Raw genomic sequence first — 24,567 nt, forward strand, 5'->3', positions numbered from 1 at the left:
ATTCAGACCGGCGGTGCGGCGTCCCGGCCCCTGGTTTCGCGATAATAGGACCAGAAAAGCCGCGATGCGACACCTCGCCACGGGCTCCATGATTCGGCCAATGCGATCAGTGTTTTCTCCGCTGGACGCGGGTCGATGCCCAGCGCGCGGCCGACAGCGCTCTGCAGGGCGACATCGCGCGCCGGGAAAATATCGGGATGCCCGGCGGCAAACAACAGATACACTTCCGCCGTCCAGGGACCGATACCGGGCACAGCCGTCATCCTGGCGATTGCCTCCCCAGCGTCGAGCGAACAAAGGTGATGCAGGTCGAGCCCGTCGGCTACGGCCTGTGCGACCGCGACAAGGCCACGCTGCTTGGGCCGCGACAGGCCGGCCTCGCGAAATATATCCTCGCCGGCGGCCAGGATCGCTTGCGGCGTCAGCGGATCGACCAGTTTCGTCAGCCGGCCGAAGATGGCATCGGCGCTGGCCCGCGACACCTGCTGCGAGACGATGATCGAGGCCAGGCTCCTGAAGCCGGGCTCCGAAAGCCTGAGCGGCACCTCGCCGGCCATGCCGCGCACTTTTTCCAGGCGCGGGTCGAGCGCGCAAAGTGCATCGAGCCCCCGCTCAACGTCGTCCACTGTCGCGATGCGCTGCATGATATCCTTGTCCGAAAATGTGCCGCAAAGTAGCAACGGCCAAAACCGCAGCACAACCCGATTGCCGCCTGAGACATGACGCTCCTGACATTCCGCTTCGCGCCCAGCCCCAACGGCGAACTGCATCTGGGCCACGCCTATTCGGCGCTGCTCAATCAGAAGCTGGCGATGCATATGGGCGGCCGCCTGCTGCTTCGTGTCGAAGACATCGACACCACGCGCTGCACGCCGGAGTTCGAGGCGGGCATGTTTGCCGACCTGAAATGGTTGGGCCTAGGCTGGGAAGAGCCGGTGCGCCGGCAATCCGAGCATTTCGCCGACTACGAAGCGGTGCTGGAACGGCTGATCCGCGAGGAACTGGTCTATCCCGCCTTCATGAGCCGTGGCGAGATCAGGGCTTTCATCGCCGGCAGCGAAAGGTGCGGACGCGACTGGCCGCGCGATCCCGACGGTGTGCCGCTCTATCCGCCGGCCGACAAGGCATTGCCGATGAAGGAACGCAAACGGCGCATCGCCGAAAATGCGCCTTTCGCCTGGCGGCTGGACGTCGGCGCCGCCATGGCGCGGGCCGGCAAGGACCTCACATGGGCCGAATTCACCGATGAGACGCTATCGGCGACGCGCCCGGTCGAAGCCCGTCCGCAGGACTGGGGCGACGTGATCGTGGCGCGCCGGGACATCCCGACCAGCTACCACCTCGCCGTCGTCATCGACGACGCGCTGCAAGGCGTCAGCCATGTCGTGCGCGGCCAGGATCTGTTTTCCGCGACCGGGGTGCAGCGTCTGCTCCAGGAGATTCTGGGGTTACCACGGCCGGCCTATTTCCATCATCCGCTGATCCTCGGGCCGGACGGGCGAAAACTGTCGAAGAGCCTCAGGGATACCAGTCTGGCCGCCTTGCGCGAAGCCGGCGCTTCGCCGGACGATGTCAAAAGGATGGTCGGGCTTTGACCAGTACACCGTCAGGAGAAATGCTCTCCAGACGCGTGACCCGTTGAATTCCCGTGACGCATGGATCAATGGTTTCGTTTTGCGCGCCGGGTTGAACAGGACTAGAGCATCGTCACGGTTAATTCTCACCCAGCGCGGCGGTCCCCGGAAAATGTCCAGCCTCAAGCGGTTCATCCCCGCCACCTTCGTCGTCCTTTGGGCGACCGGCTTCATCGGCGCGCGTTACGCCATGCCTTGGGCGGAGCCATTCACCTTCCTCGCGGCGCGTTTCGTGCTGGCCGCCATCCTGCTGGCTGTCCTGATGCTGGTGCTTGGCTCGAAACCAGCCACCCGCACCGAGGCGCTGCATGCCACCGGCGCCGGCGTGCTGATGCATGGCGTCTATCTCGGCGCCGTCTTCTGGGCCATTCATAGGGGCATGCCGGCCGGTTTTTCGGCCCTGATCGTCGGCCTGCAGCCGCTGATCACCGCGATGCTCGCTGGCAAGTTCCTGGGCGAGGCCATCCTGCCGCGCCACTGGCTTGGCCTTGCTATCGGCCTTGTCGGCATCGTCATCGTGCTGTGGCCAAAACTCGGCGCGCTCGGCGGCGGCGTGACGGCGGCCACGCTGATCGCCTCCCTGGTCTCCGTGCTCGGCATGAGTGCCGGCACCATCTGGCAGAAGCGTTTTGCTTCCGGCGGCGACCTCGTGGCGGCCACCATGTGGCAATATGTCGGCGGCGCTTCGCTGATGATCCTGGCTTCGCTTGCCTTCGAAACACAAACCGTCGTCATCAATGGCGAATTGATCTTCGCCATGGCCTGGCTGCTGCTGGTGCTGTCGCTCGGCGCCATCTTCCTTCTGATGGTGATGATCCGCGACGGCGAGATGTCGAAAGTGGCGTCGTTGTTCTACCTCGTGCCGGCGGTGACGGCCATCATCGCCTGGGCCCTGTTCAACGAACAGCTCAACGCATTTCAGATCGCCGGCATGGCGATCACCACGTTCGGCGTTGGGCTGGCGACCGCCCGATCGGGCAAACTTCAACCGACCCGGGCGCGCGCCTCCAGATAGCGGCTGATCGCGGCGTTGAGCTCGCCGCCGAGGATGAAGATCGCCGAGACGATGTAGAGGAAAACCACCGCGATCATGATCGAGGCGAGACCGGCATAGGTCGTCACATAGGACGAGAAATGATCGAGATAGGTGGCAAACATCGTCGAGCCGATAAGCCATGCGGCCAGTGTGAAGATGATGCCGGGTATCAGCGATACGAAACGGCGCTTGCCGGCCGGCAGCCAGTAGTGGACGGCAAAAAGTCCGCCGATGATGACCGTTGAGGCAATGACGTAACGCCACAGCGTGCTCGTGCCCGTATAGGGTTTGATCCACTGGAAATGGGCCTCCGCCAGCCGCGCCAGCAGGGGCGCGAACACCAGGAGCACGCTGATAGCCAGGAACCCGGCGGTCGCGATCAGCACGAAGAAGATGCTCTGCACCCGGCGATAGATGATGCCGCGCGTCTCGGTGACCCGATAGGCGCGGTTGAGCGACGTGCGCAGCGCCTCGATGCCGTTGGAGGCAAAATAGGCGGCAAGCAGCACGCCATAAGTCAACAGGTCGGTGCGCCTGACAGTCAGCACGTTCAGCACCTCGCGCGCGATCGGCTTGGCGATCTGCTCGGGCCATGTGTCGAAGACCAGATGCACGGCTGTGTCGGCAAAGGCCTGGGCGCCGAGGAAGCTGGCCAGCGTCGTGGCGAAGATCAGGAACGGAAACAGCGCCATCAGCGAGGTGATCGCCAGATGGCTGGCCATCGCCCAGCCGTCATCGGTGTTGAAATGGCCGAGCGCGTCGTAGAGCACGCGGCGCAGGGCGACAATATTCCGCAGCAAGAAAGCGCGCTCCCTTCGATTGTCTCGACGCCGCGAATATGGGAAGGGAATGCGACAAATGGCAACCCTTCGTCAAACCTCGAATTCTCCAGCGGCAGAGTTGCGCACCATCATCGTCACCGGTGCGTCTTCCGGCATAGGCGCCTATTGCGCCCGTGCGTTGAAGGCCGAGGGCTGGCGGGTGTTCGCGACGGCGCGCAAGCCGCAAGACATCGCCGCGCTCGAAGCGGACGGCATCGAGGCCTTCTATCTCGATTACACTGAACCGGCATCGATCGCCGCCCTGGTGGCGGCAGTGCTCGACCGCACCAGCGGCAGGCTCGACGCGCTGTTCAACAACGGCGCCTACGCGCAGGCAGGCGCCGTCGAGGATCTGCCCGTTGCGGCGCTCAAGCAGCAGTTCGAGGCCAATTTCTTCGGCTGGCACGATCTGACCCGCCGTCTGGTTCCGGTGATGCGCCGCCAGGGCCACGGCCGCCTCGTCCATTGCTCGTCGATCCTGGGTCTCGTGCCTGTGCGCTTCCGCGGCGCCTATTCGGCGTCCAAACATGCCTTGGAAGCCTTGATGCTCTGCCAGCGCCAGGAACTGGCCGGCAGCGGCATCCATGTCTCGCTGATCGAGCCGGGGCCGGTGAAATCCAAGATCGCCAGCAATGGCCTGCCCTGGTTCCTCAGGAATATCGATCACGAGAATTCCGTGCATCGCGCCGACTATGCCGCGCAGCTGGAACGCATGCGCGCCGGCGGCAGCCAATCGGCACTGAAGCCCGGGCCGGAAGTGGTCCACAAGGTGCTTTGCCATGCACTTCTGTCGCGACGCCCGCGCCCGCACTATGTGGTAACAATATCGGCCAAGATCGGGGCCATGCTCAAACGCATCCTGCCTGCCTCGATGCTCCACCGCCTGCTCGCCAAGCGCGCCTGAACAAGCAAAGAACTGGAAACACAAAATGGCTACTGCCTTCAACATCCTTGCCATTCTGGTCATGGCCGCCGTGGTGGTCGTGCTGATCAGGGGCCTCATCAACATGATGCGCGGCGGCTCCGGCGTGACCTCCAACAAGTTGATGCAGGCGCGCGTTCTGCTGCAGGCCGTGGCGCTGGCGCTGATCCTGCTGGCCGTGTATTTCACCCGCAAGTAAGGGCCTTCGGGAGGCGATGTGGTCAAGCTCAACAAGATCTACACCCGCACCGGCGATGACGGCACCACCGGGCTCGGCACTGGTGAGCGGCGGCTGAAATCCGATCTCAGGGTGGATGCGTATGGTACGGTCGACGAAGCCAATGCCTGCATCGGCATGGCTCGCGTGCATACCGCACAGAGCTATCAGGCGATCGACGCCATGCTTGCCCGCATTCAGAACGACCTTTTCGACCTCGGCGCCGATCTCGCCGTGCCTGATGACGGCAAGCCGCTTGGCTACGAGCCGCTGCGCATCGTTGCCGCCCAGACCAGCCGTGTCGAGCGCGATATTGACCTCCTCAACAAAGACCTTCGGCCGCTGAAATCCTTCGTGCTGAACGGCGGCACGCCGGCGGCGGCCGCCCTCCATCTTGCCCGCACCGTGGCCAGGCGAGCCGAGCGGCTGATGGTCGCCCTGGCTCAGGACCCGGCCGAACACGTCAACCGCGACGGGCTGAAATACATCAACCGCGTCTCGGATTTCCTGTTTGTCGCCGCCCGGGCGGTCAATGACAATGGAAATGCCGACGTGCTATGGGTTCCCGGCAGGAACCGCTGAACAGACTGAAAGGCGGGACGAGGCCAACGACAAATGTTCATCCCGCTTTACGACACCAACAGGCTTCGCCACATCAGGCTGCAATATGTGACGATCGGGCTGATCGTCGCCAATGCCGTGGTCTATTGCGCCACGGCGCTCGGCGGCGAGAACTTCACCAATGCCGCCGTGCTTGGCCTCGGCTTCATCCCCTCCGTCGTTCACGACACGGCCGAGCTTGACCCTCGCTTTATCATCATCCCCGAGAGCCTGAGCTACCTCACCTACTCCTTCCTGCATGCCGACATTTTCCACCTCGGCGGCAACATGCTGTTCCTTTGGGTGTTCGGCGACAATGTCGAGGACGCGCTCGGCCACATCCGCTACCTGATCTTCTATCTCCTCTGCGCCATCGCCGGAGCCGCTTTCCAGGGGCTTATCGCCTGGGATTCGCAAGTGCCGCTGATCGGCGCCTCGGGCGCCATTGCCGGCGTGGTCGTCGCCTACCTGATCCTCTATCCCAGGGTGAAGGTGTGGGTGCTTGCCTTTGCCCGCATCCCCTTGCGTATTCCAGCCTTCATTCCGCTCATCCTGTGGGTGCTGTTCCAGGTCGTCATGTTCGCGGCCGGTGGAGAGGATCAAATCTCCTGGGCCTGCCACATCGGCGGCATCATTGCCGGCGCGGTCCTGGTGCTGGTCCTGCGCAGTCGCGGCGTGCCGCTGTTTGCCCCCGCTGATGAGGACGCCGTGGTTCCGGCCCCCGAACAGCCGCCGGCCGTTGGCGAACCAGCGACACCCCAAACGTCCGTCACTGCGGCGCGCTGGGGCCGCGGAAACCCTTCTGGCCCGAACTGAACCGATTTGAGCAGCTTCCAGCGTATTGACGACAAGGGTTGCCACAATTACGGAAACGTCTCCGTCGCAGCCCAAGGCGGTTAAGGAGCAGCCGCAAGGCGGGCAAAGACCAGAATTTCCATCCGGCCAGAATTCCGTCTGGCCGGAATTCAGTCCGGAATGTCGGCTTTCGACAACTCAGAAAGGGCGCAGGCTGCTATAGCGCGCCCAACTAGCGTGAAGAGGTGACAGGCAAATGAAGATCCTTGTGCCCGTGAAGCGGGTTGTGGACGCGAATGTGAAGGTTCGCGTGAAGGCCGACGGTTCGGCGGTGGAACTCGCTAACGTCAAGATGGCGATGAACCCGTTCGACGAGATCGCCGTCGAGGAAGCGATCCGGATCAAGGAAGCCGGCAAGGCCGAAGAGATCATCGTCGTGTCGATCGGCCCGCAGCAGGCGCAGGAAACACTGCGCACCGCGCTCGCCATGGGCGCCGACCGCGCCATCCTGGTCAAGACCGACGAACAGACCGAGCCGCTCGGCGTCGCCAAGGTGCTGAAGGGCGTGGTCGAGGCGGAGAAGCCAGGCCTTGTCATTCTCGGCAAGCAGGCGATCGACGATGATTCCAACCAGACCGGCCAGATGCTGGCCGCCCTGCTTGGCTGGGCGCAGGGCACCTTCGCATCCAAGGTCGTGCTCGAGGGCGACCATGCCAAGGTGACGCGCGAAGTCGACGGCGGCTTGCAGACGGTGGAGTTGAAGATGCCGGTGATCGTCACCGCCGACCTTCGCCTCAACCAGCCGCGCTATGCCTCGCTGCCCAACATCATGAAGGCCAAGAAGAAGCCGCTCGACGAGAAGTCGCCCGCCGACTACGGCGCCGACGTCACGCCGCGCCTCAAGGTCATCAAGACCGAGGAGCCGGGCGGCCGCAAGGCGGGCGTCAAGGTCAAGAGCGTCGCCGAACTGGTCGACAAGCTCAAGAACGAAGCCGGCGTGCTGTAAGGCTGGGAAGGGATAAAAAGATGGCAATTCTCCTCATCGCAGAACACGACAACGCAACGCTTTCCGACCAGACCGCCAAGGCACTTTCGGCTGCGCTGCAGATCGGCTCGGACGTTCATGTGCTGGTGGCCGGCAAAGGCGCCAAGGCTGCTGCCGACGCAGCCGCGAAACTGAAGGGCGTGAGCAAGGTGCTGCTCGCCGAAGCCGACGAGCTCGCCGAGCGTCTGGCTGAGCCGACGGCGGCACTGGTCGTCTCGCTGGCTGGCGCCTACGACACGATCATCGCGCCGGCGACGTCCGCGGGCAAGAACGTCGCGCCGCGCGTCGCGGCCCTGCTCGATGTCGCGCAGGTCTCCGAGATCATCGAAGTGGTCTCGCCGGATACCTTCAAGCGGCCGATCTATGCCGGCAACGCAATCCAGACGGTGCAGTCGAGCGACGCCAAGAAGGTGATCACCGTGCGCACCGCCTCCTTCCAGGCAGCACCCGAGGGTGGCTCGGCTTCGGTCGAGACGGTTCATGCGGCTGCCAACCCCAGCCTGTCCACCTTCGTCGAGAACAAGCTGTCGGAGACCGACCGTCCGGAGCTGACCTCGGCCAAGATCATCATCTCGGGCGGCCGTGCGCTCGGTTCCTCGGAAAAATTCCAGGAAGTCATCCTGCCGGTCGCCGACAAGCTCGGCGCCGCCGTCGGTGCTTCCCGCGCCGCCGTCGACGCCGGCTATGCGCCGAACGACTGGCAGGTCGGCCAGACCGGCAAGGTCGTCGCCCCCGATCTCTACATTGCGGTCGGCATCTCCGGCGCCATCCAGCACCTCGCCGGCATGAAGGACAGCAAGGTCATCGTCGCCATCAACAAGGACGAGGAAGCGCCGATCTTCCAGGTTGCCGACTACGGCCTCGTCGGCGACCTCTTCGTCATCCTGCCGGAGTTGCAGAAGGCACTTTGACGCTTCTGCGCAACCGTATTAAATTGCCAGGGGTGGGGTAGACGAAGTCGCCCCACCCTTTTAGTTTGCACCGCACAATAAGCAGGCCACAAAGGCTGAGAGCAATTCCAGCGGCAGTGCGCAGGTTTTTTGCGCCGGGAATTGCGGGAAAACAAAGAGATGGGGCGGTTCGCGATTCTGGCGAGAAACGCTCCGGACGGGATCGGGTAATGAGCAAGATCGAGACGATCGGCATCATTGGTGCGGGCCAGATGGGCGGCGGCATAGCGCACGTCTCCGCGCTTTCGGGTTACAAGGTTCTGATCTACGATATATCGCCCGACCGTATCGAGAAGGGCATCGCCACCATCAGCGGCAACATGGCCCGTCAGGTGGGGTCCGGCAAGCTCGACGAGAAGCTCCGTAATGAGGCCATGGCACGCATCGCGTCGGCGCCGACGATGGCCGATCTTGCCGGCGCCGATCTGGTGATCGAGGCGGCGACCGAGGACGAAACCGTCAAGCGCAAGATCTATGCGCAGCTCTGCCCGCAGCTTAATCCCGAAGCGATTCTGGCGACCAACACCTCGTCGATCTCGATCACGCGGCTAGCAGCGCAGACCGACCGGCCGGAGCGGTTCATCGGCATACACTTCATGAACCCTGTTCCGCTGATGAAGCTGGTCGAACTGGTGCGCGGCATCGCCACCGAGGACCAGACCTTCGAGGCGGCGAAGACCTATGTGAAGCAGCTCGACAAGACGATCACGGTCTCGGAGGATTTCCCGGCCTTTATCGTCAATCGCATCCTTCTGCCGATGATCAACGAGGCGATCTACACCCTCTATGAGGGCGTCGGCTCGGTCGATGCCATCGACACCGCCATGAGACTCGGCGCCAACCATCCGATGGGACCGCTGCAGCTTGCCGATTTCATCGGCCTCGATACCTGCCTGTCGATCATGCAGGTGCTGCATGACGGCCTGTCGGATTCGAAGTACCGTCCCTGCCCGCTGCTGGTCAAATATGTCGAGGCCGGCTGGCTCGGCCGCAAGACCGGACGCGGCTTCTACGACTATCGCGGCGAGCACCCCGTTCCGACGCGCTGACGCGTCCGGTCACGAGGCCGCGGCGAGCGGCTTGGGTGGTTCTGACCTGTCGTCGGCGGTTTTGCCGTCGGGTGCCACGCAAACGCATCCGCGCCCGGCCGCCTTGGCCGCATAGCAGGCGGTATCGGCCCTCGCGATGATCTCGTCGACTTCGCCGCAATTGGCGCAGATCGCCGTCAGCCCGATGCTGGCGCCGATCGCGTGCGGCCGGCCTTCCCAGGTGAAGTTGAGGCCGGCTATCGCATCGATGATGGAACGCGCCGCGAGCCGCGCGTCAGTGGCAGAACCGGACTTCAGGATAACAGCGAATTCGTCGCCACCCAGACGCGCGACGATGTCTTCAGAACCAAGCACGCCGCGCACTGCCTCCGCGACCCGCTTCAGCAGGGCGTCTCCGGCAGCGTGACCGCCCGTGTCGTTGACCAGCTTGAAATGGTCAAGGTCGATGAACATGAAGTGATGGCGGTCCCCGGCCATCGTGCCGTCCTTGCGCGCCTGATCGACCAATCCCTCCATGGCGCGGATGAAGCTCGAGCGGTTGGCGAGCCCGGTGAGCGCATCGTGCGCGGCGGCATGGGCAAGCTGGCGCTGCAGGGCGCGCGCATCGGTGAAGTCCTGGAAGACGATCACCAGCCCGCCGAATTCGTTGCGCTCGTTGATGATCGGCGACACGACCTGGCGGATGCTGCAGCGTGTGTCGTCGCGCCGGATGAGGACCGCGCGGCTGTTCTGGTCGGAGCGCGCCTCTTCGCCTGTCACGGGCCGCGTCATGCCGATCCTGTGGCCGGTCTCCTCGTCGACTGCCCAATAGACATGGCTCAGCGTCTTGCCGAGTGCCTCGTCGCCGGAAACGCCGGTCAGCTTTTCGGCCACCGGGTTCATGAAGGTGACGCGGTTCGCGGCATCGGTGCAGATGACCGCATCGCCGATCGATTGCAGCGTCACCCTCAGCCGCTCCTTCTCGTCGGCCAGCATCGCCGCCGAGACGATGAGCCGTTCTTCGGCCTGCTTGCGCCGGGTGATGTCGGTCAAGCTGCCGATCGCTCTGATCAGCTGTCCGTCCGCATCGCGCTCGATGGCCTTGCCGCGGTCGAGAATCCAAACCCAGCGGCCATCCTTGTGGCGCATCCTGAACTCGGCCTCGAAAAATTCCGTCTGGCCATCGAGATGGGCGCGATCAGCCTCCGCGACCGCGGCGCGGTCGTCGGGATGGATCATCGTCAGCCAGCGATCGGGGTCGCCGTCAAGCTCGCCATCCCCATAGCCCAGCATCTTGACCCAGGTGGGGGAATAGGTGGTGCCCCCCTTGCGCATGTCGAAATCCCAGACACCTTGACCGGCGCCGGCCAGCGCGAAATTCCAGCGCGTTTCCGCCTCCGTGATGCGCGCCTCGGCCTGCTTGCGCGCGTCGATGTCCTCGATCTGCGAAACGAGATAGAGCGGCCGGCCGCTTTTCTCGTCTCGGATGACGGAGCCGGCAAGATTGGCCCAAATGGGCGCGCCATCCTTTTTGAGGTAACGCTTCTCGAATTGGAAGGCGTTGACCGTGCCAGCTCTCATGCTTTCCATGGTTTCCCACCCGAGATGCAAATCGTCGGGATGCGTGATCTGGAAGAAGGTCAGCGCCTCGATTTCCTCTCGGCTATAGCCAAGCATGGCGGCGAAGGCTGGGTTGGTCTGGAGAATACGCCCATCGAGGCTGACGATGGCGATGCCGATGGCCGAATCTTCCATGGCTCGGCGGAACCGCTGCTCGCTCTCCGCAATCTGCCGCCGGTCATCAGAGATGCGCGTGATGAACAGATAGGCCAGGAAAAGCGCGCAGACCGTAACCGCGACCGATATTTGAAGGCAAAGTCTGAATGCTTCCGCGCCAAGGTCCAGCCTTGACGGCACAAGCGAGGCGGCCACCACGGCAAAGCCGGCCACAAGCAGCGCCAGAGCTGCATGCTTGTACTGTCCCGGCCCGATGATACTTCGCAATGTCACGATTTATGCCACCCCCGTGTGCAATCGCTTTTTCCGTTAAGACCCTCAAGGATCGGTTTTAAGGAAAGGTTGCGACCGGGGCATCGGCGACATGGGAAACCGGCAAACAATTGCCGGCATGATTAAGGACCGGTATTGACGGGGTGTGGGCGCGGGTATCCTGTTACCATCGCACGAAAAACCGCCCGCCGAGCGCGCCGAGCAAAGCGAGGGCCGCGATGGCGATCGTGTACCAGGTGGCAACGAAAAGCGGCGAATCGTCGAAGCAGTGCGCCGCATAGAAGGTCGCCGCCAGCCCGCCGGCAAGCAGCCCCGCGACGGTGCCGGCAAGCACCGGCCGGGTAGGCGCACCATAGCGCAGCATCCACAGGAAGATGGCCAGCGGGCCGATGCCGATCAGCGGGATGAAGCTCATGCAGATCATCATGTTCGATCCGATCATGCGCGTGCCCCATAGCGCCTGCGGCACCATGAAGAGTTCCAGCACCACGGCCACCGCGACCAGCAGCGGCGCGGCGATCATCGCCGCCATTGCCCGGCCTGTCGCCGCACCCGGCGTCGACAGGGCACGGATCAGGGCGAAGGCGCTGATGGCGAGCACGACGGTGAAAACAAACTTGGACAGGAAGCGGATCGTATGCGCGGCAACCATGAAGTCGGGGCGCGGCCCGATTGTCATCATGAAAACAGCGGCCGCGGCGACGACGGCCGCACCGGCCGCCAGCCACCAGGCCGAACGCAATGGCATCGCCTTGCTGCGAGCATCGGCGTCGAGCGCCTTGATGAGATCGTCGGTCTTCATGTCATTCCCGTCCGAACCGCCCCTGGCCGAATCGCCCCTGGCCGAATCGCTTGGCTATGGCGGTAAGTCCCCGGTGCAGCGACACACGCACCGCCGTCTCGCTGATGCCGAACTTCGCCGCTGTCTCACCGATGGAACGGCCCTCCACGGACACGGCCGAAACCACGGACCGCTGAGCCGGCGGCAGCCCGTCGAGCGCCCGGTTGATGTCGCGCTCGCTGACCGTCTCGGTTTCCGGCTCGGCGAAAGTCTCGGCGATGTCGTCGACGTCGATTTCGATGCGCCGCCCGCGTCGCCGGAATGCATCGATCAGCTTGAAACGGGCAATCGCATAGACCCATGGCAGCACCGGCGCGTCCTGGCGCCAGGTGTGTCGTTTGACATGAATGGCCAGTAAGGTTTCCTGCACGACATCCTCGGGATCGACCCCGCCCTGCACGATCTTGCGCCTGACAAAGCCGCGGATCAGTGCGGCAATCCGGTGGAGAAAGTCGGCATAGGCCTTTTCATCTCCCGCGATCGCGGCCCGCATCAGCCGGGAAAATTCGGCCTCGTCCTTGCCGCTCACAAGAGTTCACTCCCCGATCTTCGCGCCTCGGCACTGATTTGTTACGTGGCCGGCGAAATAATGTCCAAGCCAAACTACGGGCAAATCACGAAAGTTTGCGGGAGGGCCCCGCGAAATTCCCTGACGGTTTCCCTGGTTCCCGGCCCGTGCGTTGGGAACGGCGCGGACCAAGCCTTGATTGACGTAAGGTAAACCCTTCTGTAGCGTCAAGGATCGGAGGGAGGCCGGGATGGATTTCATTGAACGCATTTTTGGATTTTCTCCCGACAATGGCTTGGGAACTTTCGAGGGCAGCCTCGTCATTGCGGCCATAGTCTTTGTCGCTGCCATCTACTTCTACAGAAGACGGGGATCACTGAAGAAATAGCCGGGAGAACCGGCGGGGATACGTCGCCAGGAAAACACTACCGTTGCGTCCTCTCAGCGTGGGAAACACGACATGGCAGGATCTCTGGTCAACCACGTCAGAACCGCGGCACTGCTGTTGTTCGCCGCCGAATTCTGGAAGCGTCTTGCCGTCGGGCTGAAGGTGCTGTTTGCGACGATTCGCATGCTGCTGTGCCGGTTGGCCAAGCGCCAGCGGCTGCCGAGCCCTGCGCAGAACGATTGCTGTATCCAGCTGCCGCCCGACATCTACAAGCGCGCCGATCCTCTTCTCTATGCCCAGTACTATCTGATGGCGCAGGGTCTCGCGGTCACTTGGGACAATCCCGACATCGACATTTTCGACGGCGCCGCGCCAGTCACCGGTGCGCTGCAGCCCTCTCGCACCTATCGCGTTCGCGTGCGTGTCTGGAACGGATCCTATGATGCGCCGGCCGTCGGCGTCGGGGTGGCGCTGTCCTACCTGTCCTTCGGCGCACAGACCGTTTCCCGTCCGATCGCCAACGTCGCCGTCAATCTCGGGGCCAAGGGCACGATCGATTGCCCTGCCTATGCCGAATTCAGTTGGACCACGCCCGCCACCGGCGGCCATTACTGCCTGCAAGCACAGCTTTCCTGGGGCGATGACGCCAACCCCGGCAACAACCTCGGCCAGAAGAACGTCAACATTGCCGAGATGCGCTCACCGGCAAAGTTCTCCTTCAGCGTCCGCAACGAGGCCTCGGTCGTCCGGCGTTTCCAGATCGAGGCGGACTGCTACGGCCTGCCGAAGCTGCAACCATGTACCCCGCCACGCGGCCAAGGTCGAGACGAACGCACGGACACCCCGCAGCCGAGGCTCGCGGAGAGCAAGGCGCGCTGGGCCAAGGCGCTGGAGGAACAGGCCTATGGCCGGTTTCCCGTTCCCGATGACTGGTCGGTCAGGATCGTTCCAAGAACGCTTTCACTGCAGCCGCGCCAGATAACCGAGATCACCGTCGAGATCGAACCGAGGGACGCCGCCTTCCGTGGCTCAAAGGCCTTCAACGTCCATGTCTTCACGATCGGCGAAAGCGGATCACGCACCTTGACCGGCGGCGTGACGCTCATCGCCACGAAAGGCTGAGGCGCTCCGATGGCCTACAAGCACTATACGAGCTGCTTTCTCTATCCGGCCGGTGGCAAGCCCTACAATGAGGCCGACCGGCTGGCTTTCCTCGCCGGCCAGGCGCTGCAGATCATCGTCATCACCGGGCTGGCGGCCGCCTTCGGCTTGCTGCTGGGGCCGGTCGGCGCAGCACTTGCCGCGGCAATCGCGTTTCTGGCGTCCGCCACCGCGACGATCGACAAGGCCGCCGGGGAATGGCTCAACCATCGCCTGGTCTGTCTCGACAAGGACAATCCGAAATGCGCCGTCGGCATCGTCTCCTACAATCCGTTCCGCAGCGATCTCGGCGCCTTCGACAACGACCAGTATTTCGACGTCATACTGATGCCGCATCCGACGACTGAAATTCTCAACGCCGAAACCAATGAGGCGGCTTTGGCCGCCGCTAATCGCTACAGTGGCGACGGCACCGTCGTCGCGGAATTCGCCGCCAACATGACGGCCCATCCGACGAACGACATTCTCAATGACGGCTTTCAGGGTCATGAACTGCTGTTGCCGCGCGATGACCTGAAGGCGGATCTGGGCTACGCACCCGCCGACGATCATGCCCGCTGGGCCCTGCACTGCGAGGCCGAGGGTGACTTCTGGATCAAGATGCGCCAGTGGGCGCCGGCCATCGTCATCCTGCTGACGGCGGCTCTGGTCGTCACGGCGGCCGCGGCGGCCGCCGGTGCCAGTGTTGGGGCGGCTGTCGGCTGCGCCATAGGGTCGTTCTTCCTGGGTGCGCTGGGCTGCGCCATCGGCTCGTTCCTGGGAGGATTGCTCGGAGCGGCCATTGGCGGCGCCATCGGCGGAGCGGCGTCCTACTTCGGCGGGGTCAAGCCGGTCCTGCAGGGACTGTTCAACTGGAATCCCGGCAATGTCGAGGACGCCAATGTCGGCGACAAGGCGCTCGGCCCCATCAGGATGGGCGATTATGTCGCCGTCCTCGGCGAACATGTCTATGACGGCTATCACAAGGGCTGGCATGAGTTTCATCCGCTGATGGCGGTGGTCAAATTCGATGCGGCGGCCGGTGTCGACGCAAGACACTATCTTCAGTGGAATCCGGATTTTCCCGACACGGGCACGGTCCCGCCCAAACCGCCAGGCGAGGCCATCGACCTCACCGCGCAGGATATGCGTGACGGGCTTGGCAGCGCCGCGTTCAGGACACGCTGCGAGAATCTGCGCAGAACGTGGTGCGCCATGCTGAACGAAGCGTTCGATCCGGAGACCAAACGAACACAGCAGGGCCTGGACCAGCGCTGGACCATTCATCCGATGGTCGATGGTTGCATTCCGCAGGAGCAGCCACCAGCACCGCATGTCGGATGATGCCATCAGCGTCCGATACGCGAAACCGTGATGGCGCCGATTGCCTTTTAATCTTGACTAACCCATTCATGAATTGATACTCGGACGCACCCGCAGTGCGGGCAACCCCGAGGAGTACCTTATGAAATCCCCCCTTCTTGCCCTGGCCAGCGTAGCGGCGCTTGCAATCAGCCTGGCCGCCGGTCCGGCGACGGCCGAAGATGCCGGCATCATCGTCTATAACGCCCAGCATGAAAGCCTGGCCAAGGATTGGGCCGAAGGGTTCACCAAGGAAACCGGCATCAAGGTTACCTTGCGCAATGGCGGCGACAGCGACTTCTCCAACCAGATCGTCGCCGAAGGCGCCTCCTCGCCCGCCGACGTGTTTCTGACGGAAAATTCGCCGGCCATGGTGCTGGTCGAGAATGCCGGCCTGTTCGCGCCGGTCGACGCCGACACGCTCGCACAGGTCCCGCAGGACTATCAGGCCGCCAGCGGCAAATGGGTGGGCGTGGCCGCGCGCAGCACCGTCTTTGCCTACAATACGACCAAGCTCAAGGCCGACCAGTTGCCCAAGTCGATGCTCGACCTCGCCGACCCGAGTTGGAAGGGCCGCTGGGCGGCCTCGCCTTCTGGCGCCGATTTCCAGGCTATTGTCAGCGCATTACTGCAGCTCAAGGGCGAGGCCGCCACGGCCGATTGGCTGAAGGCGATGAAGGCGAACTTCACCGCCTACAAGGGTAACAGCACGGTGATGAAGGCGGTCAATGCCGGCGAGATCGAAGGCGGCGTGATCTACCACTATTACTATTTCGGCGATCAGGCCAAGACCGGCGAAAACTCCAAGAACGTCGCGCTGCACTATTTCAAGAACCAGGATCCGGGCGCTTTCGTATCGGTCTCCGGCGGCGGCGTGCTAGCCTCGAGCAAGCACCCCAAGGAAGCTCAGGCCTTCCTGAAATGGGTGACCGGCAAGGGTGGCCAGGACGTGCTGAAGAACGGAACCTCCTTCGAATACGCGGTCGGCAAGGGTGCGCAGTCCAATCCGAAGCTGGTGCCACTGGTCGACCTGCAGGCGCCGAAGGTCGACGCCGCGACGCTGAACTCCAAGAAGGTCACCGACCTGATGACCGCAGCCGGCTTGCTTTAGTCGTCGTTCTTCCTAATAAGGACGTCAAACCGTGCTCCTGCGGGAATTCACCTTCCGCGGGAGCGTTTTGTTCCGAGATGCATTCGTCCATGACGACACGCTTCGTTCCTGACCGCGACCGTGGTCCCCTGATTGCCGCCGCCGCGCCGCGATGGCATGGCGCCTGAGCTGATGCAGCCCGCGGTCGATCTCGCGCGCCCTGGCCTGCCGCCGAAGATGCGCCGAAGAACGCAGCGGCGTGTGGCGCCCTGGCTTGTCATCGCCGCCATATCAGTCTCCCTGCTGGCATTGGTGCCGCTTGCCTTCATCATATGGATCGCGGTGCAGACCGGTTGGGAAACTGTCGCGGCATTGGTCTTCCGGCCACGTGTCGGCGAACTGCTGGTCAACACCGGCCTGCTGGTGCTGCTGGCCGTACCGATCGCCATCACATTGTCGGTGACGCTGGCCTGGCTGACCGAACGCAGCGACCTGCCTGGTGCCCGGCTCTGGTCCTGGCTCTGCGTGGCGCCGCTCGCCATCCCCGCTTTCGTACACTCCTATGCCTGGATCACCATCGTGCCGGGGCTGCACGGCCTCTGGGCTGGCGTGCTGGTATCCGTCATCGCCTATTTTCCTTTCCTCTATCTGCCGGTGTCGGCGGCGCTGCGCCGCCTCGATCCTGCCCTGGAGGATGCCGCGGCGGCACTTGGTCTCGGACCCTGGCGTGCGTTCTGGCGTGTCGTGTTGCCGCAGCTCAGGCTCGCCATCTGCGGCGGCTCGCTGCTGGTCGGCCTGCATCTGCTGGCCGAATATGGCCTCTACGTCTTCATCCGCTTCGACACCTTCACCACCGCGATCGTCGACCAGTTCCAGTCGACCTTCAACGGTCCGGCCGCCAACATGCTGGCCGGCGTGCTGGTGACCTGCTGCTTCGTGCTGCTCGGCCTCGAAGTGCTGGTGCGCGGCGAGGAGCGTTATGCCCGTGTCGGCTCAGGTGCCGCGCGATATCAGCAGCGGATGAGCCTCGGTCGCGCCACCCTGCCCAGCTTGCTGCTGCTCGTCGTCACCACCCTGCTGGCGCTTGGCGTGCCGTTCATCACCATCGGCCGCTGGCTCATCGCCGGCGGCGCCGATGTCTGGCGTCTCGATGAGATTGGCCTGGCACTGGGCCAGACACTGTTCCTATCGCTCGCCGGCGCGTTGCTTGCCACTGTCGCTGCCATGCCGATGGCCTGGATCTCGATCCGCGCGCCCGGTCCGTTGCAGCGCCTGCTGGAGGGATGCAATTACATTGTCGGCTCGCTGCCGGGTGTCGTCATTGCGCTGGCGCTGGTCACCATCACCGTGCGCATCGCCCTGCCGCTGTACCAGACCCTGTTCACCATCCTGCTCGCCTACTCACTGATGTTCCTGCCGCGTGCCCTGGTCAGCCTGCGCGCGTCGATCGCCCAGGCCCCGGTCGAACTCGAGCGCGCCGCCTCCAGCCTCGGCCGGCGGCCGCTCAACGCGCTGTGGTCGACGACAATCCGCCTGTCGGCGCCGGGTGCCGCGGCCGGCATGGCGCTGGTGGCGCTCGGCATCATGAACGAATTGACCGCGACGCAGATGCTGGCGCCGAACGGCACCCGCACGCTGGCCATGGCGTTCTGGTCCTATAGCGGCGAGATCGACTACGCCTCGGCGGCCCCTTACGCCTTCATCATGGTGGCGATGTCGCTGCCCCTGACTTGGCTGCTCTATGTCCAGTCGAAGCGGATGGCCGGACGATGAGCTTTCTCGAACTCGGCAATCTGCACAAGCGTTACGGCCCGGTCGCGGCACTTGCCGGCGTCGACCTGAACGTAGCCAGCGGCAGTCGCACCGCGATCGTAGGACCTTCCGGCTGCGGCAAGACAACCTTGCTGCGGCTGATCGCCGGTTTCGAGGCGCCCGATCAAGGCCGCATCGTGCTCGACGGGCAGGTGCTGGCCAATGGCGGCGCCGCCGTTCCGGCGCATCGCCGCGGCATTGGCCTGGTGGCGCAGGACGGCGCCCTGTTCCCGCATCTGACCATCTCGGACAATATCGGCTTCGGCATGGCACGGGACGACGACAAGCGCGCCGAGCGCATCATCGAACTTGCCTATATCGTTGGACTGGACAAGGCGATCCTCAAACGCCGTCCGCACGAGCTCTCCGGTGGCCAGCAGCAACGTGTGGCGCTAGCCCGCGCCATGGCGATGAAGCCGCGGCTGATGCTGCTCGACGAGCCGTTCTCGGCCCTCGACACCGGCCTGCGCGCCTCGATGCGCAAGGCGGTGGCCGAGCTTCTGGAAGGGGCCGGCATCACCACCATATTGGTGACGCACGACCAGGCCGAGGCGCTGTCCTTCGCCAGCCAGGTGGCGGTCATGCGCGACGGGAAATTTTCCCAGGTCGGCACGCCGCGCGAGCTTTATCTCAAGCCGAAGGACAGGATGATCGCCGAGTTCCTCGGCGATGCCATCATCCTGCCCGCGAGCATTTCGGGCGGCTTCGCCAGTTCGCCGCTGGGCCGCATCGCGGTCGACACGCCGGACAGCCGCGATGTCGCCCGCATCATGTTGCGGCCGGAGCAGATTGGGCTCAAACGCACCTCGCGCGAGGGCATGTCGGGCACACCAGACATGCCCTTCGGCGAGGTGACGGAATCGGAATTCGCCGGCTCGACATGCACGATCGCGGTGCGGCTCCTGAACAATTCCGATCCGCCGGACGCCGCCGCGATCGGCGGCACGCCGCTGATCCTGCGCAAATCCGGCATGGACGCGCCGGCGGTCGGCGAGATCGTGCGGCTGACCGTATCGGGCAAGGCGCACGTCTTCGCTTGAGGCCTTAAGGCGCTGAACCCACGCGAAGTGGCCGGTTCACGCCGTGACGCGTTCGCCGGTTTCCGCTGAATAGATCGGCCATTGCTCGAGAAAATCGCAACCGTGCACCACCACGCACTCGTTGGCGCTGTCGATGAGGATGACGGCGTAGGACGGCGGCGCCTGTTCGACGACCTCGCTCGATCGGTCGAGGGCAAGCTCGAACCGCGCATGCAGGCCGCGCTGCGCCGAGAACGGAATGCCGGCGACGGTTCCCGCGATGTCGCGGTGAACGTGGCCGAAGAAAATATGGCGAACGTTGCCATGATCCCGCAGCAGGCCGAGCAACCGCTCGGGCCGTTCGAGCGCCAGCGGATCGAGCTGCGGCAGGCCGAGCGCGACCGGCGGATGATGCAGGAAAACGTAGGCGGGCCTGCCGCCTGATTGTTCGAGCCGGGCTTCGAGCCAGGCAAGCCGGCTGTCGCACAGTTCGCCCTCGATGCGTCCTTCCGCCAGGCAGTCGAGAAACAACAGCACTTCGTCGCCGGTATCATGGACCGACTGCACGAAGCCGTTTTTGTCGACCGGAACTTCGGGAAACGCAGCGATGAGATTGGCCCGCCGGTCATGGTTGCCCGGCAGCAGCCTGAAGGGCATCGATAGCGCGCTCAGGGCAACGCGCAGATCGGCATAGCTCTGCGGCGCACCGGTCTCCGTCAGGTCGCCGGTGAAGACGCAAAGTGCTGCGTCGGCGTGATGCGCATTGATATGCGCGATGCACTGATCGAGCCGCTGATGCAGGTCCGCCCCATAGCGGCGCTCACCTCGCCGGCCGAGATGCACATCGGTGACCTGGATGATTTTCATGTGCGCCTCTTTGGCCGCGCGTTTCGGAAATCAAAGCGCCGGTTCGGGCACGGAAGCCTTGAAGACATCGAGACGGGTGCCTGTCTCCGACGAGAAGAAGTGCATGTCGTCCGGCGAGATCTTCAGGCCGACGGTGCTGCCGGGCTCGGGGTGAACGGCCTCCGGGGTCATCACCGAGAACGGTGCGCCGTCGAGGTCGACATAGATCACCCGCCCCGCGCCCAGTTCCTCGACCAGGTCGACAGTGGCATCGAGCGCGCCGGCCGTGCCTGGTGCCACCAGCCGGACCGCTTCCGGCCGGATGCCCATCGCCACTTTCGTGCCGACCGGCAGGCCGGCGCGAGCCATCGCCAATCGCCGGCTGCCGCCGAGCAGCGACAATCCGTCGAGTTCGGCGGTGCCTTCGAGGATGTTCATGGCCGGCGCGCCGACGAAGGTGGCGACGAAGCGGCTGGCCGGGCGGGTGTAGATTTCACCTGGCGTGCCGACCTGTTCGACGCGGCCGCCATTCATCACCACCAGCCGGTCGGCCAGCGTCATCGCCTCGACCTGATCGTGGGTGACGAAGACGGAGGTGGCATTCAGCCGGCGATGCAGCTTGCGGATCTCCGAGCGCATCTGGACGCGCAGCTTGGCGTCAAGATTGGACAGCGGCTCGTCGAACAGGAAGACTTTCGGCTCGCGGATCATGGCGCGGCCCATGGCGACGCGCTGCCTCTGGCCACCCGAAAGCGCCATCGGCTTGCGATCGAGCAGCTGCTCGAGCTCCAGCGTGCGCGCAACCGCCTGGATGCGCTGGTTGCGCTCGGCCGAGGGAACACCGGCGACCTTGAGCGAATAGCCGATGTTCTGGGCCACGCTCATATGTGGATAGAGCGCGTAGTTCTGGAACACCATGGCGCAGCCGCGTTCACGCGGCTCGAGCTTGTTGACCACCATGCCGTCGATGGCGATCGTACCGTCGGAAATCTCTTCCAGCCCGGCGATCATCCTAAGCAGCGTGGACTTGCCGCAGCCGGACGGCCCGAGAATGACGACGAATTCGCCAGAGGCGAAGTCGAGATCGACGCCATGCACGACCTGCGTCTTGGCATAGTTCTTCTTGACGCCGCGTATTGCGATGGAGGCCATTTTTGTCTCCTTGTTACTTCTCGGTGGCGATCAGGCCGCGCACGAACCAGCGTTGCATGAGCACCACGACGATCAGCGGCGGCAGCATGACGATAAGCGTTCCGGCCATGGCGATGTTCCATTCCGGAATGCCGCCGACATTGGGGATGAGCTGCTTGAGCTCGGTGACCGCCGTCGCGTGCGACTGGTCGGTGGTGATGAGCAGCGGCCATAGATACTGGTTCCAGGCCCACAGGAACATGATGGTGCCGAGTGCCGCCATGTTGTTGCGCGACAAGGGCAGCAGGATATCGATGAAGAACCGCAGCGCGCCGGCACCGTCCATACGCGCCGCCTCGGTCAGCTCGTCCGGCACGGTCAGGAAGAACTGCCGGTAGAGGAAGGTGCCGGTGGCGGTGGCGATCAACGGCAGGATCAGTCCGGTATAGGAATTGAGCAGCCCTAGGCTGAGCGAAACCTGCACACCCGAGACCTTCTCGATCAGCCAGCTCAGCCCGGTGATGTCGAGGATGGTCTGGTAGGGCGACAGCACATTGGCGACGACCGCGTAGGTCGGCACGATGCGCACTTCCAGCGGCAGCATCAGCGTGACGAAGATCAGCCAGAAGATGAAGGTGCGGCCGGGATAGCGGAAATAGACGATCGAGAAGGCGGTCAGCGCCGAGATGATCACTTTGCCGGCCGCGACGCCGGCAGCCATGATGAAACTGTTGAGCAGCTTGGGGCCAAGGTCGGCCGTCGTCCAGGCCATCTTGATGTTTGTCCAAAAGTCGCTTCCCGGCAGCAGCGACATCGGCACGTCGTTGACATCCCTAAGATTATGCGACGCGGCCACGGCCACAACCACGAACGGCGCGATGCAAAGTACAAAGCCGACAAACAGGATCAGATGCGTGAAGAAGTTGAGGAACGGAGTGCGCTCGACCATTCAGTCTCACCTGTAGTGCACGCGCCGCTCGATGAAGCGGAACTGGAAAATGGTCAGCACCACGATGAGCAGCATCAAAATGATGCTCTGCGCGGCGGCGCCCGAATAGTCGAGGCCTTTGAAGCCATCGGAATAGATCTTGTAGACCATCAGATTGGTGGCGTTCGCCGGGCCGCCCGACGTCATGATGTCGACGATGCCGAACGAATCCTGGAAGCTCTCCGTGATGTTGATGACCAGCAGGAAGAAGATTGTCGGCGTGATCAGCGGGAACTGTATGTCCCAGAAACGCCTCATGACGCCGGAGCCGTCCATCGCGGCGGCTTCGATGAGGGAGCGCGGGATAGCCTGGAACGCGGCAAGGAAGAAGATGAAGTTGTAGCCGACATATTTCCACGAGAAGGCGATGATGATCGAGGCCATAGCATCAGCGCCGTCGAGCCCGGGATCCCAGAAGCCGGGCCAGACTTGGTTGACCACTGCCATGAAGCCGGCTTCCGGCGCCAGGATGAAACGGAACGCCATCGCCAGAGCCGGTGCGGCGATACCGTAAGGCCAGATCAGCACCACGCGATAGAGACGCGAGCCGGCAAGCTGGCGGTCGGTGAGCGCGGCGAGCACAAGCGCGACGAACATTGCAAGTCCGGTGCTGATGCCGGCAAAGACAAGGCTGGCGGTGATCGAGTTCCAGTAATCGGCGTTGGCCAGGATCGAGCGGAAATTGTCGAGCCCGACCCAGATGTTGCCGCCGCCCCAGGGCTGCTGCAGCGTCAGCGACCAGTATACGGCCTGGCCGGCAGGCCAGTAGAAGAACGTGAAGATCAGGAGGAGCTGCGGCACCGCGAAAAGGATGCCGATTGTCCAACTGCTGAAGGTAACGCGTTTTTCCATCGGTCCGCCGTGGCCGCGGAACGGCCAGCCCAAAGCAAGATAAGATTATATACGAAACGGCCGCCCGTCGAATCTCGGCGGGCGGCCTCGGCAATCTTCGAAATCAGGGCAGGGTCTTGCCCGGATAGGTCTGCTGGAAGCGGTCGAGGATGGCGTCGCCATTCTTGACCAGCGTGTCGAGGCCCTGCTGCACGCTGACCTTATTGGCGAAGATCGCCTGCATCTGCGCGCCGAACTCGGCACGGATCTGGGTGAAGTTGCCCAGGCGTATACCACGGGTGATTTCGGTCGGCTCCGACGCGGTCAGGCTGGCGATGGCGACTTCACGGCCCTTGTAGGGCGCCTTGTCGTAGAAGCCGGTGGACTTCATGTAGTCGAAGCCCGACTTGGTCACTGGGATGTAGCCGGTGTTGGTCGACCAGAACAAAGCGGTCTTGGGGTCGTGGATGAAGTTAAGGAACGCGGCCGCGCCCTTGTACTCAGCGTCCGACTTGCCGGAGAGCACCCACAGCGAAGCGCCGCCGACCAGCGAATTCTTGCGCTCGGTACCGGCATAGGCCGGCAGTTCGGCGACATCCCACTTCATGCCTTCCTTCTGCGTCTTGCCGACCGTGCCGTGATCGCCGACCGAGGTCATGATCACCTGGCAGGTGCCTGAGGCGAAGGCCTGGACCATATCCTGGCCGAGATCCTTGGACTTGATCTTGATCAGGCCGGCGTCATACCACTTCTTGAGATCGGTGACGTACTGAACGAACTTTGTCTTGTTGACTTCCAGACGCGCGTCGAGACCGTCATAGCCGTTGTTCTTGGTGGCGATCGGCTGGTTGTGGATGGCCGAGAACTGCTCCATCAGCTGCCAGCTTTCATTGGCCGAGATGTTGATCGCCATCGGGCATTCATAGCCGGCGTCCTTCATCGCCTGCAGGTCGGCGCCGACGTCTTCCCAGGTCTTGGGCGCCTCGGTCTTGCCGATCTTGGCGAAGGCGTCCTTGTTCCAGTACATCAGCGCGGTCGAGGAATTGAACGGGAAGGACAGCATCTCGCCCTTCGAGGTCGCGTAGTAGCGGGCGATGCCTGGGAAATAGTCGGCGTAGTCGATCTTGTAGCCGTTTTCTTCCATCAGCTTGTCGGCGGGCTTGTAGGCGCCCGACAGCATCATCGTGGCGGTGCCGACGTCGTAGACCTGCACGACGGCGGGCTGTTTGCCGGCGCGGAAGGCGGCGATGGTGTTCTGCAGCGTGGCGTCGTAATTGCCCTGGCTGGTGCAGACGACTTCATAATCCTTCTGCGAGGCGTTGAAGTTCTTGCACAGCGTGTCGACGACGCGGGCGAGGTCGCCCGACAGGCCGAACCAGAAGTCGAATTTTACCGGCTCCGCAAAGGCAGGAACCGCCAGCGCGGTGCTGAGCGCGCCTGCGGCAAGGGCAGCGAGGCCCCGCTTGATGATCGTCATGGTTTCTTCCCTCTTGAATGACTGTTGACAAGGGTCTTGCGCAAGTCCTTGCCCGCTCTCTTAGAGAAGGTATGTG

25 protein-coding genes are annotated in these 24,567 nt (G+C 63.5%); 15 read left to right on the forward strand and 10 right to left on the reverse strand.

The features are described from left to right. Positions 1-2 precede the first annotated feature (2 nt). Positions 3-644 carry a DNA-3-methyladenine glycosylase gene (locus tag FJ960_RS04915; RefSeq protein ID WP_140712228.1) on the reverse strand — a complete coding sequence of 214 codons (642 nt, stop codon included), beginning with the start codon at positions 642-644 and terminating at the stop codon, positions 3-5. A gap of 75 nt (positions 645-719) precedes the next feature. Here FJ960_RS04915 and gluQRS point away from each other — a divergent pair, with 75 nt between their 5' ends. Both gluQRS and FJ960_RS04925 read left to right on the forward strand, forming a co-directional pair. Beyond that, the gene (gluQRS, locus tag FJ960_RS04920; protein ID WP_140712230.1) at positions 720-1,595 is read left to right on the forward strand and encodes a tRNA glutamyl-Q(34) synthetase GluQRS; all 876 of its coding nucleotides are present in this window, start codon (positions 720-722) and stop codon (positions 1,593-1,595) included. Between the two features lie 151 nt (positions 1,596-1,746). Continuing rightward, the gene (locus FJ960_RS04925) at positions 1,747-2,649 is read left to right on the forward strand and encodes an EamA family transporter (RefSeq protein WP_140712232.1); all 903 of its coding nucleotides are present in this window, start codon (positions 1,747-1,749) and stop codon (positions 2,647-2,649) included. On the opposite strand, the gene FJ960_RS04930 is transcribed toward FJ960_RS04925, so the two are convergent. Then, complete coding sequence (locus tag FJ960_RS04930; RefSeq protein WP_140503237.1) at positions 2,619-3,470, reverse strand: YihY/virulence factor BrkB family protein; 852 nt, start codon at positions 3,468-3,470, stop codon at positions 2,619-2,621. The genes FJ960_RS04925 and FJ960_RS04930 overlap by 31 nt on opposite strands. 58 nt (positions 3,471-3,528) lie before the next feature. Here FJ960_RS04930 and FJ960_RS04935 point away from each other — a divergent pair, with 58 nt between their 5' ends. The 7 genes from FJ960_RS04935 to FJ960_RS04965 all read left to right on the forward strand — a co-directional run bounded on the left by FJ960_RS04935 (position 3,529) and on the right by FJ960_RS04965 (position 9,069). Continuing rightward, positions 3,529-4,395 (forward strand): SDR family oxidoreductase, encoded by an 867-nt coding sequence (locus FJ960_RS04935; RefSeq protein WP_140712234.1) that lies wholly within the window; start codon positions 3,529-3,531, stop codon positions 4,393-4,395. Positions 4,396-4,420: 25 nt separating this feature from the next. Continuing rightward, positions 4,421-4,612, forward strand: a complete 192-nt coding sequence (locus FJ960_RS04940; RefSeq protein WP_015315567.1) for a twin transmembrane helix small protein — start codon at positions 4,421-4,423, stop codon at positions 4,610-4,612. A gap of 18 nt (positions 4,613-4,630) precedes the next feature. Next, positions 4,631-5,212 (forward strand): cob(I)yrinic acid a,c-diamide adenosyltransferase, encoded by a 582-nt coding sequence (locus FJ960_RS04945; RefSeq protein ID WP_140503241.1) that lies wholly within the window; start codon positions 4,631-4,633, stop codon positions 5,210-5,212. Between the two features lie 33 nt (positions 5,213-5,245). Continuing rightward, positions 5,246-6,046 carry a rhomboid family intramembrane serine protease gene (locus tag FJ960_RS04950; RefSeq protein ID WP_140712236.1) on the forward strand — a complete coding sequence of 267 codons (801 nt, stop codon included), beginning with the start codon at positions 5,246-5,248 and terminating at the stop codon, positions 6,044-6,046. A 235-nt stretch (positions 6,047-6,281) separates the two neighbouring features. After that, positions 6,282-7,031: an electron transfer flavoprotein subunit beta/FixA family protein gene (locus FJ960_RS04955; RefSeq protein ID WP_027143462.1), complete on the forward strand. Its 750-nt coding sequence runs from the start codon at positions 6,282-6,284 to the stop codon at positions 7,029-7,031. 20 nt (positions 7,032-7,051) lie between these two features. Next, the gene (locus FJ960_RS04960; RefSeq protein ID WP_140712238.1) at positions 7,052-7,981 is read left to right on the forward strand and encodes an electron transfer flavoprotein subunit alpha/FixB family protein; all 930 of its coding nucleotides are present in this window, start codon (positions 7,052-7,054) and stop codon (positions 7,979-7,981) included. 209 nt (positions 7,982-8,190) lie between these two features. Next, entirely contained in the window at positions 8,191-9,069 is an 879-nt protein-coding gene (locus FJ960_RS04965) for a 3-hydroxybutyryl-CoA dehydrogenase (RefSeq protein ID WP_140503248.1), read from the forward strand. A 9-nt stretch (positions 9,070-9,078) separates the two neighbouring features. Here the strand turns inward: FJ960_RS04965 and FJ960_RS04970 are convergent, their stop codons facing one another. From FJ960_RS04970 to FJ960_RS04980, 3 genes are all read right to left on the reverse strand, one after another. Then, entirely contained in the window at positions 9,079-11,058 is a 1,980-nt protein-coding gene (locus FJ960_RS04970) for a PAS domain S-box protein (RefSeq protein WP_140712240.1), read from the reverse strand. Between the two features lie 163 nt (positions 11,059-11,221). After that, a complete protein-coding gene (locus tag FJ960_RS04975) occupies positions 11,222-11,860 on the reverse strand; it encodes an NrsF family protein (protein WP_140503252.1) in 639 nt (212 codons plus the stop codon). 1 nt (position 11,861) lies between these two features. Then, positions 11,862-12,428, reverse strand: coding sequence for a sigma-70 family RNA polymerase sigma factor (locus tag FJ960_RS04980; RefSeq protein WP_140712242.1), 567 nt, complete (start codon positions 12,426-12,428; stop codon positions 11,862-11,864). Between the two features lie 229 nt (positions 12,429-12,657). Between FJ960_RS04980 and FJ960_RS29395 the strand changes: the two genes are divergently transcribed. The 6 genes from FJ960_RS29395 (at position 12,658) to FJ960_RS05005 (ending at position 19,239) form a co-directional block, all read left to right on the forward strand. After that, positions 12,658-12,795, forward strand: a complete 138-nt coding sequence (locus FJ960_RS29395; protein WP_181174150.1) for a hypothetical protein — start codon at positions 12,658-12,660, stop codon at positions 12,793-12,795. A 72-nt stretch (positions 12,796-12,867) separates the two neighbouring features. After that, complete coding sequence (locus FJ960_RS04985; protein WP_140503256.1) at positions 12,868-13,917, forward strand: hypothetical protein; 1,050 nt, start codon at positions 12,868-12,870, stop codon at positions 13,915-13,917. Between the two features lie 9 nt (positions 13,918-13,926). Then, complete coding sequence (locus tag FJ960_RS04990; protein WP_140712244.1) at positions 13,927-15,279, forward strand: hypothetical protein; 1,353 nt, start codon at positions 13,927-13,929, stop codon at positions 15,277-15,279. A 121-nt stretch (positions 15,280-15,400) separates the two neighbouring features. Continuing rightward, positions 15,401-16,408 (forward strand): iron ABC transporter substrate-binding protein, encoded by a 1,008-nt coding sequence (locus FJ960_RS04995; RefSeq protein ID WP_140503260.1) that lies wholly within the window; start codon positions 15,401-15,403, stop codon positions 16,406-16,408. Positions 16,409-16,579: 171 nt separating this feature from the next. Beyond that, on the forward strand, positions 16,580-18,160 hold the full coding sequence (locus FJ960_RS05000; RefSeq protein WP_181174155.1) for an iron ABC transporter permease: 1,581 nt from the start codon (positions 16,580-16,582) through the stop codon (positions 18,158-18,160). Next, positions 18,157-19,239 (forward strand): ABC transporter ATP-binding protein, encoded by a 1,083-nt coding sequence (locus FJ960_RS05005; protein ID WP_140503263.1) that lies wholly within the window; start codon positions 18,157-18,159, stop codon positions 19,237-19,239. Before FJ960_RS05000 ends, FJ960_RS05005 begins: the two co-directional genes overlap by 4 nt. A 36-nt stretch (positions 19,240-19,275) precedes the next feature. On the opposite strand, the gene FJ960_RS05010 is transcribed toward FJ960_RS05005, so the two are convergent. From FJ960_RS05010 to FJ960_RS05030, 5 genes are all read right to left on the reverse strand, one after another. Further along, positions 19,276-20,085: a phosphodiesterase gene (locus FJ960_RS05010; RefSeq protein ID WP_140712248.1), complete on the reverse strand. Its 810-nt coding sequence runs from the start codon at positions 20,083-20,085 to the stop codon at positions 19,276-19,278. Between the two features lie 30 nt (positions 20,086-20,115). Then, positions 20,116-21,216: a sn-glycerol-3-phosphate import ATP-binding protein UgpC gene (locus FJ960_RS05015; protein WP_140712250.1), complete on the reverse strand. Its 1,101-nt coding sequence runs from the start codon at positions 21,214-21,216 to the stop codon at positions 20,116-20,118. Between the two features lie 13 nt (positions 21,217-21,229). Then, positions 21,230-22,144, reverse strand: a complete 915-nt coding sequence (locus tag FJ960_RS05020; RefSeq protein ID WP_140712252.1) for an ABC transporter permease subunit — start codon at positions 22,142-22,144, stop codon at positions 21,230-21,232. A gap of 6 nt (positions 22,145-22,150) precedes the next feature. After that, a complete protein-coding gene (locus tag FJ960_RS05025) occupies positions 22,151-23,035 on the reverse strand; it encodes an ABC transporter permease subunit (protein WP_140503269.1) in 885 nt (294 codons plus the stop codon). Between the two features lie 103 nt (positions 23,036-23,138). Further along, positions 23,139-24,491, reverse strand: coding sequence for an extracellular solute-binding protein (locus FJ960_RS05030; RefSeq protein ID WP_140503271.1), 1,353 nt, complete (start codon positions 24,489-24,491; stop codon positions 23,139-23,141). Positions 24,492-24,567 lie beyond the last annotated feature (76 nt).

This window comes from Mesorhizobium sp. B2-3-11 (genome assembly GCF_006442215.1).
Lineage (GTDB): Bacteria > Pseudomonadota > Alphaproteobacteria > Rhizobiales > Rhizobiaceae > Mesorhizobium > Mesorhizobium salmacidum.

What these genes read in the sequence shown, in the direction of transcription:
- FJ960_RS04915 (WP_140712228.1), bottom strand. Translation starts at nt 644, where the DNA reads ATGCAGCGCATCGCGACAGTGGACGACGTTGAGCGGGGGCTCGATGCA.
- gluQRS (WP_140712230.1), top strand. Translation starts at nt 720, where the DNA reads ATGACGCTCCTGACATTCCGCTTCGCGCCCAGCCCCAACGGCGAACTG.
- FJ960_RS04925 (WP_140712232.1), top strand. Translation starts at nt 1,747, where the DNA reads ATGTCCAGCCTCAAGCGGTTCATCCCCGCCACCTTCGTCGTCCTTTGG.
- FJ960_RS04935 (WP_140712234.1), top strand. Translation starts at nt 3,529, where the DNA reads ATGGCAACCCTTCGTCAAACCTCGAATTCTCCAGCGGCAGAGTTGCGC.
- FJ960_RS04940 (WP_015315567.1), top strand. Translation starts at nt 4,421, where the DNA reads ATGGCTACTGCCTTCAACATCCTTGCCATTCTGGTCATGGCCGCCGTG.
- FJ960_RS04950 (WP_140712236.1), top strand. Translation starts at nt 5,246, where the DNA reads ATGTTCATCCCGCTTTACGACACCAACAGGCTTCGCCACATCAGGCTG.
- FJ960_RS04955 (WP_027143462.1), top strand. Translation starts at nt 6,282, where the DNA reads ATGAAGATCCTTGTGCCCGTGAAGCGGGTTGTGGACGCGAATGTGAAG.
- FJ960_RS04960 (WP_140712238.1), top strand. Translation starts at nt 7,052, where the DNA reads ATGGCAATTCTCCTCATCGCAGAACACGACAACGCAACGCTTTCCGAC.
- FJ960_RS04965 (WP_140503248.1), top strand. Translation starts at nt 8,191, where the DNA reads ATGAGCAAGATCGAGACGATCGGCATCATTGGTGCGGGCCAGATGGGC.
- FJ960_RS04975 (WP_140503252.1), bottom strand. Translation starts at nt 11,860, where the DNA reads ATGAAGACCGACGATCTCATCAAGGCGCTCGACGCCGATGCTCGCAGC.
- FJ960_RS29395 (WP_181174150.1), top strand. Translation starts at nt 12,658, where the DNA reads ATGGATTTCATTGAACGCATTTTTGGATTTTCTCCCGACAATGGCTTG.
- FJ960_RS04985 (WP_140503256.1), top strand. Translation starts at nt 12,868, where the DNA reads ATGGCAGGATCTCTGGTCAACCACGTCAGAACCGCGGCACTGCTGTTG.
- FJ960_RS04990 (WP_140712244.1), top strand. Translation starts at nt 13,927, where the DNA reads ATGGCCTACAAGCACTATACGAGCTGCTTTCTCTATCCGGCCGGTGGC.
- FJ960_RS04995 (WP_140503260.1), top strand. Translation starts at nt 15,401, where the DNA reads ATGAAATCCCCCCTTCTTGCCCTGGCCAGCGTAGCGGCGCTTGCAATC.
- FJ960_RS05000 (WP_181174155.1), top strand. Translation starts at nt 16,580, where the DNA reads ATGCAGCCCGCGGTCGATCTCGCGCGCCCTGGCCTGCCGCCGAAGATG.
- FJ960_RS05005 (WP_140503263.1), top strand. Translation starts at nt 18,157, where the DNA reads ATGAGCTTTCTCGAACTCGGCAATCTGCACAAGCGTTACGGCCCGGTC.
- FJ960_RS05010 (WP_140712248.1), bottom strand. Translation starts at nt 20,085, where the DNA reads ATGAAAATCATCCAGGTCACCGATGTGCATCTCGGCCGGCGAGGTGAG.
- FJ960_RS05015 (WP_140712250.1), bottom strand. Translation starts at nt 21,216, where the DNA reads ATGGCCTCCATCGCAATACGCGGCGTCAAGAAGAACTATGCCAAGACG.
- FJ960_RS05020 (WP_140712252.1), bottom strand. Translation starts at nt 22,144, where the DNA reads ATGGTCGAGCGCACTCCGTTCCTCAACTTCTTCACGCATCTGATCCTG.
- FJ960_RS05025 (WP_140503269.1), bottom strand. Translation starts at nt 23,035, where the DNA reads ATGGAAAAACGCGTTACCTTCAGCAGTTGGACAATCGGCATCCTTTTC.
- FJ960_RS05030 (WP_140503271.1), bottom strand. Translation starts at nt 24,491, where the DNA reads ATGACGATCATCAAGCGGGGCCTCGCTGCCCTTGCCGCAGGCGCGCTC.